The sequence below is a fragment of the Macrococcus sp. S115 genome (assembly GCF_030067655.1).
Taxonomy (GTDB): Bacteria; Bacillota; Bacilli; order Staphylococcales; family Staphylococcaceae; genus Macrococcoides; species Macrococcoides psychrotolerans.
Map to the genome: position 1 here is coordinate 121,059 of NZ_JASJES010000004.1, position 15,837 is coordinate 136,895.

Annotated in this window: 10 protein-coding genes; 2 read left to right on the top strand and 8 right to left on the bottom strand. The window is 37.0% G+C overall.

Translation table 11 applies throughout. The features are described from left to right. Nucleotides 1–40: 40 nt before the first annotated feature. On the bottom strand, nucleotides 41–2,452 hold the full coding sequence (gene parC / locus QNJ52_RS06755) for a DNA topoisomerase IV subunit A (protein WP_219494750.1): 2,412 nt from the start codon (nucleotides 2,450–2,452) through the stop codon (nucleotides 41–43). Further along, nucleotides 2,445–4,460 carry a DNA topoisomerase IV subunit B gene (gene parE / locus QNJ52_RS06760; RefSeq protein ID WP_481817293.1) on the bottom strand — a complete coding sequence of 672 codons (2,016 nt, stop codon included), beginning with the start codon at nucleotides 4,458–4,460 and terminating at the stop codon, nucleotides 2,445–2,447. The genes parC and parE overlap by 8 nt, the downstream gene beginning before the upstream one ends. A 217-nt stretch (nucleotides 4,461–4,677) precedes the next feature. On the opposite strand from parE, the gene plsY reads away from it, so the two are divergent. After that, nucleotides 4,678–5,265 (top strand): glycerol-3-phosphate 1-O-acyltransferase PlsY, encoded by a 588-nt coding sequence (plsY, locus tag QNJ52_RS06765; RefSeq protein WP_219494827.1) that lies wholly within the window; start codon nucleotides 4,678–4,680, stop codon nucleotides 5,263–5,265. A gap of 109 nt (nucleotides 5,266–5,374) precedes the next feature. On the opposite strand, the gene QNJ52_RS06770 is transcribed toward plsY, so the two are convergent. The 3 genes from QNJ52_RS06770 to QNJ52_RS06780 form a co-directional block, all read right to left on the bottom strand. Continuing rightward, nucleotides 5,375–5,812: an acyl-CoA thioesterase gene (locus QNJ52_RS06770; RefSeq protein ID WP_219494748.1), complete on the bottom strand. Its 438-nt coding sequence runs from the start codon at nucleotides 5,810–5,812 to the stop codon at nucleotides 5,375–5,377. A gap of 86 nt (nucleotides 5,813–5,898) precedes the next feature. Continuing rightward, nucleotides 5,899–8,607, bottom strand: a complete 2,709-nt coding sequence (gene acnA / locus QNJ52_RS06775) for an aconitate hydratase AcnA (RefSeq protein ID WP_219494747.1) — start codon at nucleotides 8,605–8,607, stop codon at nucleotides 5,899–5,901. 173 nt (nucleotides 8,608–8,780) lie between these two features. Next, the gene (locus QNJ52_RS06780) at nucleotides 8,781–10,331 is read right to left on the bottom strand and encodes a glycine betaine uptake BCCT transporter (protein ID WP_219494746.1); all 1,551 of its coding nucleotides are present in this window, start codon (nucleotides 10,329–10,331) and stop codon (nucleotides 8,781–8,783) included. 194 nt (nucleotides 10,332–10,525) lie between these two features. Between QNJ52_RS06780 and mscL the strand changes: the two genes are divergently transcribed. Further along, a complete protein-coding gene (gene mscL, locus QNJ52_RS06785; protein ID WP_219494826.1) occupies nucleotides 10,526–10,888 on the top strand; it encodes a large conductance mechanosensitive channel protein MscL in 363 nt (120 codons plus the stop codon). A 28-nt stretch (nucleotides 10,889–10,916) separates the two neighbouring features. On the opposite strand, the gene QNJ52_RS06790 is transcribed toward mscL, so the two are convergent. The 3 genes from QNJ52_RS06790 to QNJ52_RS06800 all read right to left on the bottom strand — a co-directional run bounded on the left by QNJ52_RS06790 (nucleotide 10,917) and on the right by QNJ52_RS06800 (nucleotide 15,764). After that, nucleotides 10,917–11,540 carry an SCO family protein gene (locus QNJ52_RS06790; protein ID WP_219494745.1) on the bottom strand — a complete coding sequence of 208 codons (624 nt, stop codon included), beginning with the start codon at nucleotides 11,538–11,540 and terminating at the stop codon, nucleotides 10,917–10,919. Between the two features lie 92 nt (nucleotides 11,541–11,632). Then, a complete protein-coding gene (locus tag QNJ52_RS06795) occupies nucleotides 11,633–14,659 on the bottom strand; it encodes an AAA family ATPase (protein ID WP_219494744.1) in 3,027 nt (1,008 codons plus the stop codon). Next, nucleotides 14,646–15,764, bottom strand: coding sequence for an exonuclease SbcCD subunit D (locus QNJ52_RS06800; protein ID WP_219494743.1), 1,119 nt, complete (start codon nucleotides 15,762–15,764; stop codon nucleotides 14,646–14,648). Before QNJ52_RS06800 ends, QNJ52_RS06795 begins: the two co-directional genes overlap by 14 nt. Between the last annotated feature and the right edge of the window lie 73 nt (nucleotides 15,765–15,837).

Here is a 15,837-nt window from a genome sequence, read left to right on the forward strand (position 1 = left end):
AACTATTTTACCATAGATAGTGTAAGGGTCTACACAAACTTTATAAATCCACAGAATTTATATAAAGTTTAACAACTTCACCAAAAGCTTTCTCATCAATGATAAAGCTGCCATTAGTATAACGATCTGTTTTTCTGATTGCTTTTGTTATTCCATGTTTTTCATGGTGTTCCGATACGAGTGTATATGCCATATCTTCAGTGATGATGTATGCACCGATAATCTGGTGAGGATTATTTTTTAATTCTTTTAGTATCATCAGACCGCGTTGGGCACGTTTTCCTTCTTCAAATAATTGAATATCCATTTTTTTCATTGCACCACGTTGTGTTGCGATCAGCAATGAACTTTCTGGATAGATGATTTCCGTTGTTATGACAACATCATTATCTTTAAGATTGATTGATTTAACACCTGCAGCTTTAAGTCCTGTATCATTAAGTTCCGTTAATGAATAATGCAGACTCATGCCTTGCTTCGTAACGACAAGAATATGTTCACTGCCCGTTACTACATGAATAGTATTCACAACATCATTATCTTTTAGCTTCATATTAATGAGCGGTCTAGAATATCTTGTAACTTCAAAGTCCTTCAACGAAGATAATTTTATCATACCATTTCTTGTAGCGGCTAAAATTTTCGCGTCTGAATTGAAGTCCGTGACCGTAATCATATGAATCACGCGCTCATCGCCATCTATTGGTACAATTTGAGAAATATGCGTTCCAAGATCTTTCCATCTTATTTCAGGCAACTGATGATTTGGAATATACATATATCGTCCTTTATCTGTAAATACTAACGTTATATGCTGAAGATTGCTTTCACGATAAGCTAGTAATTGATCGTCTTCTTTCATACCAAGCTCGGTTACACCACTAGCACTAAAACTACGTGGAGATGTGCGTTTTATGTAACCTTCCCTTGTAATACTGATCACTGTTTCTTCATTGGGAACAAGGATTTCCTTAGAAATCTTAATTTCTGCAATTTTTTCTTCAATATTGCTCAGGCGCACTTCTTTAAATTCCTTTTGGATTGCTTTTAATTCCTTTTTGATCACTTTTTTCAGATGCGTCTCATCATTCAATATAAGTGATAACTGCTTGAGTCTATCTTTTAATGCTTCATGCTCTGCTTCTAATGCCACAATATCTGTATTGGTTAATCGATAGAGTTGAAGCATAACGATTGCTTCAGCCTGTGCTTCAGTAAAATCAAACTTATGTACCAGGTTGTGTTTTGCATCAGCTTTATTTGACGAATTACGGATGACTTCAATTACCTGATCTAATATAGAAAGTGCTTTGATCAATCCTTCAACAATATGCATACGCTTCTCTGCGTGATCATAGTCATATTGACTGCGTCTTGTAACAACTTCTTTTTGATGACTGATAAAACTGTTAAGCATATCACGAACCCCTAGCAGTTTCGGGCGACGATCGCTAATTGCTACCATATTAAAGTTATATGCAACCTGTAGGTCTGTATTTTTATAAAGGAAATTAAGAATGCCTTCACTATTTGCATCTTTCTTCAACTCGATAGCAATCCTTAATCCGTTTCGATCCGTTTCATCACGCACCTCGATAATTCCGTCGACCTTCTTATCTGCACGGAGTTCATCAATACGCTTAACAAGATTACTCTTATTCACTTCAAATGGAATTTCTGAGATAATAATCTCTTCTCTCCCACCACGTAGTTTTTCAATATCTACTTTTCCGCGAACCTGTATCTTACCTTTTCCTGTCTCGTATGCCTGTTTAATACCTGATTTACCCATTATTATGCCGCCTGTCGGGAAATCGGGTCCTGGTAGTACCTGCATTATTTCATCAGTAGATATATTCGGTTTATCTATGACTTTTAACGTCGCATTAATCACTTCATCCAGATTGTGCGGGGGTATATCCGTAGCATATCCAGCTGAAATACCAGTCGACCCATTAACGAGTAGATTCGGGTAGTTCGCCGGTAATACCATCGGCTCCATCGTAGTATCATCAAAGTTCTGTACAAAATCAACGGTCTCTTTATTAATATCTTCAAGCAAGATGTTAGCAAGCTTAGATAACTTAGCTTCAGTATAACGCATTGCTGCAGGCGGATCGTTATCGATACTTCCGTTATTACCATGCATCTCAACAAGGACATGTCTCAGTTTCCAGTCCTGACTCATACGGACCATTGCATCATACACGGATGAATCCCCGTGCGGATGATAGTTTCCGATGACGTTACCAACCGTTTTTGCGCTTTTTCTGTAGTTCTTGTCGTATGTATTTCCTTCTGCGTACATCGCAAATAAAATACGGCGTTGAACGGGCTTAAGCCCGTCACGTACATCCGGAATCGCTCGATCCTGTATAATATATTTACTATAGCGACCAAAACGGTCACCGATTACATCTTCAAGCGGAAGACTTTGTATATTCTCATTCATTATCCTCACCCTTTTCATCATCCTGAATTGTTTCGATATCCTCTACTTCTGTTAAGCGTTCGACTTCATCGTTTTCCAGGATGCTTACATCTTCCTGCATACCGAACTCAACATGGCGTTCAATCCAGTCACGTCGTGGTTCAACCTTGTCTCCCATTAATGTTGAGACACGTTTAGCACTTCTAAGTTCATCATCGATTTCAACACGAATTAAAGTTCTCGTCTCAGGATTCATCGTCGTATCCCATAGTTGATCTGCATTCATTTCTCCAAGCCCTTTATATCGCTGTAGAATAAAGCCCTTACCTACCTTCTTTTGAACCCCTTTAAGTTCATCATCTGTCCAGGCATATTCAATGACTTCGTTCTTCCCTTTACCTTTAGAAACTTTATATAACGGTGGTAACGCAATATAAACTTTGCCAGCATCAATCAAAGGTTTCATATATTTAAAGAAGAATGTCAGAAGCAGCACTTGAATATGTGCACCATCTGTGTCCGCATCTGTCATTATAATGACTTTGTCATAGTTTGCATCTTTAATTTCAAAATCATTTCCGACACCTGCACCAATCGTATGAATAATGGTGCTGATTTCTTCGTTTTTTAGAATATCTTCGAGCTTTGCTTTTTCTGTATTGATAACTTTACCACGTAACGGAAGAATCGCCTGAAACTTACGATCCCGCCCAAGTTTAGCAGAACCACCTGCTGAATCTCCTTCGACTAGGTAAAGTTCGTTACGGCTCGTATCCTTACTTTGTGCAGGTGTGAGTTTACCTGACAATAATGTTTCTTTACGTTTATTCTTCTTACCATTTCGCGCTTCTTCACGTGCTTTACGTGCAGCATCTCTTGCCTGAGCTGCTTTTACCGCTTTCTTCACTAATTTCTGACTTAATACTCCGTTTTCCTCAAAATAGAATGGAAGTTGTTCACTTAATACACTATCCACTGCACTACGCGCTTCACTCGTTCCAAGCTTCGACTTCGTCTGTCCTTCAAACTGCAGTAGATTCTCGGGAATCTTAACCGAAATGATTGCAGTCATCCCTTCACGAATATCATTACCATCGAGATTCTTATCCTTAGCTTTCAACTCTCCGATTTTTCTGGCATATTCATTGAATACTCGTGTGATAGCAGTCTTCATCCCAACCTCATGTGTACCACCATCTTTCGTTCTCACATTATTAACAAATGAAAGAACGGTCTCTGAGTACTGATCGTTAAACTGAAATGCGACTTCAATTTCGATATCATGTGACTTACCGCTAAACTTCGCCACTTCGTGTAACGTTTCTTTACCTTCGTTGACAAAGTTGACAAAATCTTTTAATCCATCCTCGTAATAGAACACTTCCTGACGTTCCTCATTATTTCTAAGATCAGTGATCTTGATTTTAAGGTTGTTGAGTAGAAATGCAGATTCACGTAACCTTTCACTTAACGTATCAAAATTAAATTTAACTGTCTGTTTAAAGATAGATGGGTCAGGTTTAAATGTCACAGTCGTCCCTGTCTTTTTTGATTTCCCGATTTCTTCTAACGTTGTAGCGGGTACTCCACCATCTTGAAAGCGCTGCTTGAATATCTTTCCATTATTATATATTGTCACCTCGAGCCAGCTGCTTAAAGCATTAACAACAGAAGCTCCAACTCCGTGCAGTCCTCCAGTTGTCTTATAGCCCCCTTGACCAAATTTCCCTCCTGCATGCAGCACAGTAAATATTACCTCTGGCGTTGGCTTTCCGGTCTTATGCAGCCCTGTTGGCATACCACGACCATTATCTGTTACTGTTACAGAGTCATCTGCATTGAGAACAACGTTAATTTCATTACCGTGACCATTCAATGCTTCGTCAATTGAATTATCAAGAATTTCATATACAAGATGATGTAATCCTCTTGAATCCGTAGATCCTATATACATCCCTGGTCTTTTTCTAACTGCTTCAAGACCCTCTAAGACTTGAATGGATTCATCATTATACTGATTATTTGCCAAGTGCTTACCTCCTACAAACATACGTTCGAAAATTTATATACATTCATTATTTTAAATGAAACCCTTAAAAATGCAAGCTTTTACAAATCGTTATTATTTAAGTTTACATAATAATATTATTTATTTTTTATAATATTTTTCTACACAACTATTTTTGTATGCGTTATAATAGATATAGTTATGAATTACTATTAGTACCTACCCATAAAGGAGAAAAATTATGCAGATTGCATTATTACTAGCAATTGCCTATCTACTTGGTGCAATTCCAACAGGTTTGATTGTAGGCAAACTATTATTTAACAAAGATATTCGTAAGTTTGGCAGTGGAAATTTAGGTGCAACCAACACTTTTCGAGTATTAGGTAAGAATGCCGGTATATTTGTCACGATATTCGATGTTGCGAAAGGGGTTCTTCCTGCAATATTTCCAATTATATTTGACCTTGATATTCATGGTATATGGTTTGGACTTGCAGCAATAATTGGTCATGTTTACCCTATTTACTTGAAATTTAGAGGCGGAAAGGCAGTAGCAACAAGTGCCGGTGTGATTCTTGGAGTAAATCCATTGATCTTCCTTATCATCGCTGTAATATTCTTTGCCTTACTGTTTACAACACGAATGGTATCGTTAACAAGTATTTTGACGAGCATCGGAAACTTTATTACTACATTATTTTTCGAAGATATCATTTTGAAGATCATCTCATTTCTGATTATGTTGATTATTATTATTCGTCACAGCAGCAATATCAGGAGAATTATTTCAGGAACAGAGCCTAAGATACAGTTTAAAAAATAATATATCCCTTTTATAGCAGAATTAAAAATCCGAACACTGTAGTCAAACGATAGACTCCCCACAGTGTCCGGATTTTTATATTCCAACTTTTCTTAATTAAGCTGTATAATCAATTGATATTATCGTTATCATCAGATGAAAGTTCAATATATTTCTCATGCCATTCAGGATAGTAACGATCAAGTCGGATAGGGATTTCACTACCTCTTTTTATAACGACATGCGTTGTTCTACCAGTCGCTGCGATGGCTCCATCCTCTTTAACAATCTCGTATGCATAAATGGTCTTAAGCTTACTATATCGTTCAATCCATGTTCTTACAGTAATTGTCTCTGGATAAGTAATCGATTTCCTATATTGTACCGATACATCCACCACCGGAGAGATTAATCCTTCATCTTCCATCGCTTGATAGCTAAATCCTGCTTTCTTTATAAAATCCGTTCTTGCAACTTCAAACCAGATTAAATAGTTCGCATGATAGACGACACCCATCTTATCCGTTTCAGCGTATCGAACCTCAATATCTTTTTCTGTTATATACATTCATCTGACTCCTTATTTATACTATTGTATCTATCATACACCAGTTTCAATAAAAAAACAGGGACAAAAAAGTCCCTGTCAACCTATCACTCAGCTAATTTGCCTCGTAGCACCATTTGAAGGATACCACCGTGACGGTAGTAATCGAGCTCCACTTCTGAATCAAAACGAGCTAAAGCATTAAATTCTACTTGAGTACCATCTGTTTTAACTGCTGTTACCTTAACTTCATCACGAGGTTTAATACCTTCATGAATATCTACAGAGAACTTCTCACTGCCATCCAGACCTAATTTTTCTGCTGAATCCCCTTTTAAGAACTGTAAAGGTAGTACACCCATCATGACTAAGTTAGAACGGTGAATACGCTCGTAACTTTGCGCGATTACAGTTTTCACACCTAAAAGATTAGTACCTTTTGCAGCCCAGTCACGACTAGAACCCATTCCATAATCATTACCTGCTAATACAACCAGTCCTGTGCCATCTGCCTGATATTTCATACAAGCATCAAAGATAGGCATAACTTCACCTGTTGGCCAGTAAGTAGTATATCCACCTTCCGTACCAGGTGCAATCTGGTTTTTAATACGAATATTTGCAAATGTACCACGCATCATTACTTCATGGTTACCACGACGAGAACCATATGAGTTGAAGTCACGGATTTCTACGCCATTCTCACGCAGGTACTTTCCTGCTGGCGTATCTTTACCGATAGCACCTGCTGGAGAGATGTGGTCAGTTGTTACTGAGTCACCAAATTTACCCATAACGGCGAGATTTTCTAATGGTGCAATGCTTCCTGGTTCTTTTGATAAACCCTGGAAGAATGTTGGATTTTGAATATATGTTGAAGTTGGATCAAAATCATATAATGGTTGATCAGTAGACTCAATCTGGTTCCACATTGCATTTGAATTAAATACATTCTCATATTCTTTGCGGAATAATTCTGGTGTTACTACTGAATTTACTTCATTTTTAACTTCATCAATTGTCGGCCAGATATCTCTTAAGAATACATCTTTACCGTCATGTCCTTTACCGATTGGATCGTTTTGAAGATCGATATTAACAGTACCCGCTAAAGCATAAGCGACAACGAGCTGCGGTGAAGCTAAGTAGTTCGCTTTAACTAAAGGATGGATACGGCCTTCAAAGTTACGGTTACCTGATAATACAGATGTCACTAATAAATCTTCATTAGAAATTGTCTCTTCAATTTCAGGCAATAACGGACCTGAGTTACCAATACATGTTGTACATCCGTAACCTACAGTATTAAATCCTAATTGATCCAAGTACGTTTGAAGTCCTGAATCTTCTAGATATCCTGTTACAACCTTAGAACCCGGTGCAAGTGATGTTTTTACGTAGGCAGGGACTTGTAATCCTTTTTCTACTGCTTTTTTTGCAACAAGGCCAGCACCTAACATAACGTAAGGGTTTGAAGTATTTGTACATGATGTAATTGCTGCAATTGCAATATCACCCGTTGTCATTGTGATAGACTTTCCGTCAGCTAAAGTTGTTGTGGCAGTTTTGTCAAATTCAGCTTTATCTAAGCCGTGACCTTGGTTACCAGCTTTAGCAGTAACAGATTTAACGAATTCTTTTTTCATATTGCTTAATTTAATCAAATCTTGTGGACGTTTAGGTCCTGATAATGATGCTTCAACCGTAGATAAATCAAGAGTTAATGTATCAGTATATGTTGGATCTTCTTTATCTGTTGTAAAGAACATATCATTCTTCACTAAATATTCTTTAACGAGCTCGATATGTGCTTCATCGCGACCAGTCAAACGCATATAATTTAGCGCTTCTTCATCAACAGGGAAGAAACCACAAGTCGCACCATATTCTGGTGCCATATTGGCAATTGTCGCGCGGTCTGCAAGTGGTAAATTCACTACGCCCGGACCAAAGAATTCAACAAATTTTCCTACTACACCTTTTTTACGTAATTCCTGCGTTACACGTAATGCTAAGTCAGTTGCAGTTGTACCTTCAGGAAGCTCTCCAGTAAGTTTAACTCCAATTACTTCTGGTACTGGGAAGTATGAAGGTTGACCAAGCATACCCGCTTCAGCCTCAATACCACCAACACCCCAACCAAGCACACCGATACCATTAATCATCGTTGTATGAGAGTCCGTTCCTACTAAAGTATCAGGAAATGCAACTTGTTCACCATCTACATCACGCACATGAACAACGTTTGCTAAATATTCTAAGTTAACTTGATGCACGATACCTGTTGCTGGTGGTACTGCACGGTAGTTATCAAATGCTTTTGTCGCCCAGTTCAAAAATTGATAACGTTCTTTATTACGTGCAAATTCAAGCTCCATATTTCTTTGTAACGCTGTTTCGTTACCATATGCATCCACTTGCACAGAATGGTCAATTACAAGGTCCACCGGTACTTCTGGATTAATCTTTGTTACATCTCCACCTACATCATCCATCGCTTTACGAAGTGATGCTAAATCAACGACAGCAGGTACTCCTGTGAAGTCCTGCAAAATAACACGTGATGGCTTAAATGGAACCTCTGCGTTAGGATCGTTCTTCTTCCCCCACTTAACAAGATGTTTAATATGTTCTTCGTTAATCACTCGCCCATCGTATTGACGAAGAACAGACTCAAGTAACACACGGATAGAATAAGGAAGCTTCTTAACTTGTCCAAGCCCTAGTGATTCTAGTGACTTTAAACTGTAAAACGTAAAAGTCTTACCGTTTAACTCAAATGTCTGTTTTGCAGTTTGCTGTAAATTTGAATTCATATGTGTTCCCCCTATTTATTGATAAAGCCTTTACATATTCATTCTAATCAATATTTTATAAGAAGTAAATATTATCACATTCCAAATTAGCTATACTTAGCTATAAGTTTTACTTATAAAAAATACCTGTCGACAATTCACAATTGATTTGTCGACAGGTATTTTAAAATTTATTATTTTTGGTTATTTTGATTTTCTTGATATGATTTTCTGAATTTCTTATCAGGTTTTAACGTGAGGCCTATTCTCATACGTTCTGCATTGCCATCTTTATATAATGATAACAGCATCAGTATAAGTACAAACGAAAATGGAAAAGCTACGATGATCGCTGCACTTTGTAAGGCACTCAGTCCCCCAGCATATAAAAGTACCGCAGCAATAATTGACTGTGCCAGTCCCCATATCACCTTGATGTTGTTTGCGGGCTCAAGCGATCCATTTGTAGATTGCATACCCAGTACAAATGTCGCTGAGTCAGCTGATGTAATAAAGAAAGTACAAATTAGAAGTAATGCTATTAATGATAATCCCATCGCCATCGGCATATGCTCGAATATTGCGAACAGCTGTGTTTCAACAGCAAGGTCACCAATTTCAGGGAATTTCTTAAATATCTGTATCCCACTTACACCGAAGACACTAAACCACAGCATACTGATAATCGTAGGAACGAGTAATACACCGATTAAAAACTCTCGAATTGTTCGTCCTTTAGAAACTCGCGCAATGAATATACCAACAAATGGACTCCAGCTCATCCACCAACCCCAATAGTAGATTGTCCAGCCGTTCATCCACTCACGTTTCGACTGGTCTAAAGGTGCAGCATCAAAACTCATAGACAAGAAGTTCTGCAGCAAGTTCCCTAACGATGTTGAAAATATATTCATAATTAACACTGTTGGACCTAAAAAGAGAACTGCAACAAGTAATAATGTTGCTATCCCTATATTAAAATTACTTAAAATCTGTATCCCTTTTGATAGACCACTCCAAGCACTCATTAAGAATAATATAGTAACAACGACAATGATTATTAACTTTACGTTAATCGTATTTGGTACATCGAACAAGAAATGCAAACCACCATTGATCTGCTGAGCACCCATTCCTAATGAAACTGCAACCCCAACTACAGTTGCAAATACTGCAAGTACATCAATGATTGTTCCTAAAATACCATCTACTCTATCGCCAAGCAATGGTCTTAATGTCTTTGATAATAATCCCGCTTCACCTTTTCTGAATTGAGCATATGCAAGGCCTAAAGCGACTATTCCATATGTAGCCCATGCGTGAAATCCCCAATGAAAGAACGTATAGCGAAATGCATCCATCATCGCTTCATCTGACTGAGCATCAGCTGTTGGTGATTTTATAAAGTGGCTTAATGGTTCTGCAGCACCATAGAATACGAGTCCGATACCCATCCCTGCGCTAAATAACATCGCAAACCAAGATATTGTACTAAATTCTGGTTTATCTGATGGCTTACCTAATTTTAGTTTACCGATAGGGCTAAGAATCAGAAACAAACAGGCAAATACAAATATCGACGTAATCATTACATAATACCAACCGAAATATTTTGTAATGAATGCATTAATCTGGCTCGTAACCTCACCAAATCCCGACGGACTTATTACACCTAACAAAACAGTAATGATTACAAGTGATAACGCAATAAAAAATACAGGTGTCAATTTTTTTCCTGATGTCATAAAATACTCCTTCCAAATTAAAATTTTAAAAAACAGTTCTAAGTATAACAAACTATAATTAATTACACAAATAGAAACGTTTTTTCAAATCCTAATTTTTAAAGTAGGCAACTATAAATAATTTATGAAAATGAATTGATTTTTAAAATGTTACAATGTAAACTAAATATAGTAGGAGGTGACTATACATGTCTATATTAAAAGAATTCAAAGAGTTTGCTGTAAAAGGAAATGTACTTGATTTAGCTGTCGCAGTTGTTATTGGGGGTGCATTTGGTAAAATTGTTTCTTCATTAGTGGCTGATGTAATTATGCCGGTCATTGGTCTTATTTTTGGAAATACAGATTTTGCATCAAGCTGGGCTTATAAAGGAATCAAATACGGTGTCTTCATTCAATCAATCATCGATTTCTTAATCGTTGCAGGTGCAATCTTCTTGTTTATTAAACTTATCAATAAGATTACGCGTAAAAGCGACGTTGAAGAAGTTGAAGAAGCAGTCGAAGAGAATACAGTGTTATTAACTGAAATCAGAGACTTATTACGCTCCAAATAAAAAACTTCACCATCATGGTGAAGTTTTTTTATTTTTTATACGGTCCTTCTTCGATCATCGTTTTAACGTCTTCCACAATTTCTGACTTCGGAAATTTTTTATCTCCAGTATCTTTTCCCGCATAATCTTTTATTATCATCCCATTCTGATCAACAAGATAAAACGATGTACCATGTGTAGCCTGTGAGTTATTGGCTGTAGGTGGAACGACGATAGTTTTGAAGTTCTCTTCTGCAAACTGTCTGATAAACTTCTCATCATACTGTGTCACAGCTTTCCAAATCCCTTTTGGAGGATTATGCTGATTGATATAGTCACTAAGTTTCTTTGGCGTATCTTTCTTAGGATCGACACTAAAGCTGATGATGCCATAATCATCATGACTGACGCCATCCTTCTCAAGCTGATCGACAACCTGACTCATATTATAAGTCATGGGTGGACAGACTGTTTCACAGTTAGTAAAGATAAAATCCACTAGCCAGACCTTTCCTTTAAGATCTTTATTTGAAATTGACTTACCGGTTTCATCCGTTCCACTGAACTCAGTCATTGTATTGCCATATAAAGACTTTGGTTCTAATCTTGAATTACTGCACGCTGATATTATTAATGCTAAAAATAATATTAAGAAAATATTTAACTGCTTCATAGTGACCTCCTTATGTATTCATATAATACTATAGCAAACTGACTATCAATTAAAAGTCCATACTTCATATAAATTTGACATAGTTGTTACAATTACTTCAACTGAAATTCTGTATCACTATTAAAACCGTCAGTTCTAACCTTTAATATCGCAGGCATATTTTCCTGGAGCGATTGTACATGACTAATTATACCGATCAGTTTTCCGGTCTGCTGGAGTTCGATCAGAACTTCAATTGCTGTCTCAAGCGTATCACTATCTAAACTTCCGAAACCTTCATCAATGAACACCGACTCCAGATTGATTCCACCTGAAATCTGCATGACGTAATCACTTAAGCCTAGCGCTAATGATAAAGAGGCGATAAATGTTTCACCTCCAGAAAGCGTTGTAATATCCCTCACATTATTTGTGTGATAATCGAAGACTTCAATTTCAAGCCCACTTTTTTTTCTGGAGTGAACCTCCTTTTTCCTTACGAGCTTGTATCGGTTATGGGTCATCTGAAGTAACCTTTCATTAGCTAACAGAAGTATTTGTTCCAGATAGTATACGAGCACATAATTTTCGATTGATAGTTTTAAAGTATTCTTTCCGTTCAGTACTTCGAAAAGTCTGATCTCAGAACCTATATCCTCCATCTGCTTGACATAACTTTTATGTACTACTTCCAGCTGCATTATAATATTGTTCATCAGCTTTAACTGACTACGCTCATCATTGATTGCTTGTTCAAACGCTTTCGCTTTAGACGATAGCTCAGCATATTCATTTGACAGCTTTTCAATATCAGGGGCTTTTTTTCCGCCAATCAAATCCTCTAAGGTCTTTATCGTATTTTCATGAAAATGAATATCTTTATAATAACTTTCAACAGCACTCTGCAACGTTTCTAGTTCTTGCTCTATATCTTTGTCCATATATTCATCCACTATTTTATCCGATATATGAAATGAGTTTTTTGTTGATTCTAATTGGCTTAATAATTTTTCGTTATAGATAAGATGGGTATTATATTTATCCACGATATTCTCTTTTGATCGGATGAGTTCTGAACAAGAGGCAATCGTTTCGTTTAGATGATTCAGATGCTTATCATAATTTTCATAGAGATCCCTTTTCTCATCAAACTGAGCCTTGAAATCATCATAATTCTTAAACCCTGTGAATGATACAAATGTATGATATCGCTCTTTTTTACCATTGCGTTCATTGATCTTTTTCTCATTTGCATCGATAACGTCTTTTAAGGAGATAATGGAGGCTTTGTTATTTTTAAGTTCATTACTCAGGTCCTCGTACTCGTGATCGATATGATTTAAATGGTCATTGAGCGTTTCAAGTTTCTGCGTTAACATCTCTTGTTCATGAATAAGCAGTTCACCAGTATTTTGCATATCTTCATGTTTATAAGTAACTTTAAACTGCTCATATGCAAGTAACTTATCGGTGACTGCCTTCATCAACGCTTCAATCCACTCTATCTTAGTTGCATTGGCCTCTTGTTCACGTGACAACGTCATCCTTCTTTGTACAAGGTTATGGTATTCATGATGAACACCATCCGTTTTCTCGGTGACGATATGATTACACACCGGACAATTTTGACCTATTTTCAATTGTGCACGAATAGAGTCCACTGCATCAATATCCAGCAGATCATCTCCGAAATTAAAACGTTCGATAAGTGATTCACATGACAATAGTTCTTCTGTTAGCATGTCCTGATTTTCTTTAATCGCTTGCAATGCTTTATAATGTGAATCATATTCGTTGATCAATGAGATAATCGTTTCATTATCACGAATATGATTCTGAAGCTTCACCTTTTCTTCATATAATTTTGTCTTTTCTTGAATCAACGCTTCTAGGGAACTTTGAATGGTCTCATTTGCTTGATGTGTACTTGATAGCTTATCGCTCAATGCTGTCGTTTCATTTTTCAGTTCATTTAGCGTATTGACATCTTCTTCTAGACCATGGTATTTTTCATCGACAAATCTTTCCTGTTCTATTAATTGATGATTGAGCCGCTTCATTTCTTCATCATCTTGCATAACTTCGTTTAATGCACTTTTCAGTTGCTGAAGCTTATCCTTATTTTCACTAATCTGTTGTTCTTCATCCTTTTTTTGCACGCTTAAATGCGCATCATCTTTCTTCAATTTCTCCAGCTGACTGATACAGGAAAGGTAGGATTCGAACTGCACGAGTTGCTGAACCGTTTTTTGTGTATTCTCTATTTCTTCACGCTGTTCATATAACATTGCTAGCTGATGTTTATGCTGCTTGACAGATTGTATATTATTATTTAATATCTCCGCCGCTTTCAAGGCGTCTCCTTTAAGCTTCAGTTCATTTGATTTATCATTTAATTCTGATATGTTCTGTGAAAAGACCTTTTGTAACGCTTCGTAATACAAGTTAGCTGTACGGATCTGTTCGTCGTAAGTAACCATATATGGCGGAAACCCGACACCGAGCTGCTGTATATGGAATTCAATCTCTTTTTCCTTCATTCTTATAGCATCGATTTTATCATCAACATTCTCCTTTAATCGCTTGACCATCAGCTCAAGATGCTTCGTATCGAACAGTGTTCTTAATATCTCATTCTTACTTTCGCTATCTGATACAAGAAAATTTTTAAATTCCCCTTGCGGCAGTATAAGGATTTGTCTAAACTGATCTGCCTGCAGCTTGACGATATCTACAATCAGCTGGTTTGTCTCGGTCTTTTTATTGGTACTGATTAAGCGCTTCTCATTGTCATGGATTTCATAAACTTCTAATTTAGATGTGATCGGCGTCTTATTCCCTGCCTTTATGTGTGGTAAATTGCGAATAATTAAATATTGTTTATCCTTGATGGAAAATTGAAATTTAATCATCGTCTCTTCTTCATCGTATGCGTGTTTATTTCTCATCGCCTTATGATTTCTGGAAGAAGTGGACGCCGTGCCATAAAGGGCATACATCATCGCATCAAAAATGGTAGTCTTTCCTGAACCTGTCTTACCACTAATAAGAAAAAGTGTATGGTTATTCAGCTGCTTAAAGTCAATCGTTTCATTTTTAAATGGTCCAAAATGCTGAATCTCTAACTTAATCGGTCTCATCCATTAACCTACTTTCATTAATAAGCTGTTCTATTAATAACGTCTGCGTTTCATCCATCTCACTATCCGTCATATCTAAATAAAACTGTTTGACAAGTTCCAGATGTGAGAGCTGCTGTACTTCTCTTTGTTTATAATGAATATCCCTATTGTTTATCATTGGCTTTAATTCTAATAGATACGGATATACTTGCTTAAGCTTGAACATCGGATCATTGATATGCTCCATGTCACTTAACTCAAGCTTTAAATATGAATTCCTATCTACAGCTAACTTCATTTTAATTGCATCTCCAAACGTTCCAGTAGCATATTCCAGATCTCTCGGGGGTGACAATGTAATAAAACTAACCTGCTGCTTTTTAAGATCAAAAATTCTGTAACCCTTTCTTTGATGCACTTCATCGAACGAATATTTCATGATACTTCCACTATAGAACACTTTTTCATCACGTATTGCGTCAGGTGTATGAAGATGTCCGAGCATTACATAATCGAATGCATCAAAAAGCTTGAGCGAGACATTCTCTATTGTACCTACGATGATTTCTCTTTCGGACTCAGTTGTCATACCTCCTGTAACAAATAGATGGCTTACTAAAATGTTTATTCTGCCTTTATCGATACGCTGTTCAATTTGTTCAATGATTCTCTTATATGTATCATGATGCGTGCGAATACTATCGTCTTCAAAGTAGTGTCGTGCAACAACCGGTTCTACGTAAGGGACAAGATAAAAGTCAACTCCATCGATCGAAACCGGATTCAAAGCATCATCAATTGTAGTGCCGATATGCATCTCATGCCCTTTATACCAAGCCTTACCATAGCCAAGACGTTCTGCGCTATCATGATTACCACTGATCAGCAGTACAGGAATTTTCTGCACCTGGTTCACTTCATAGATAAAGGTTTCAAACACCTTCATTGCCTCCCTGGAAGGGATTGAACGATCATAGATATCTCCAGCAATCACTAATACATCAATTGACGCTTCCCTGATATCTTGAACCAGCCTATTCAATAATATCGATTGCTCTTCTAATAAATTCTGCTGATTAATTGTCTTGCCAATATGCAAGTCCCCTAAATGCATGATTTTCATGTGCTCACCTCATACATCATTATACTAAAAAACACATCTCATTGCTGAGATGTGCTGATAATGACAGGGAGAT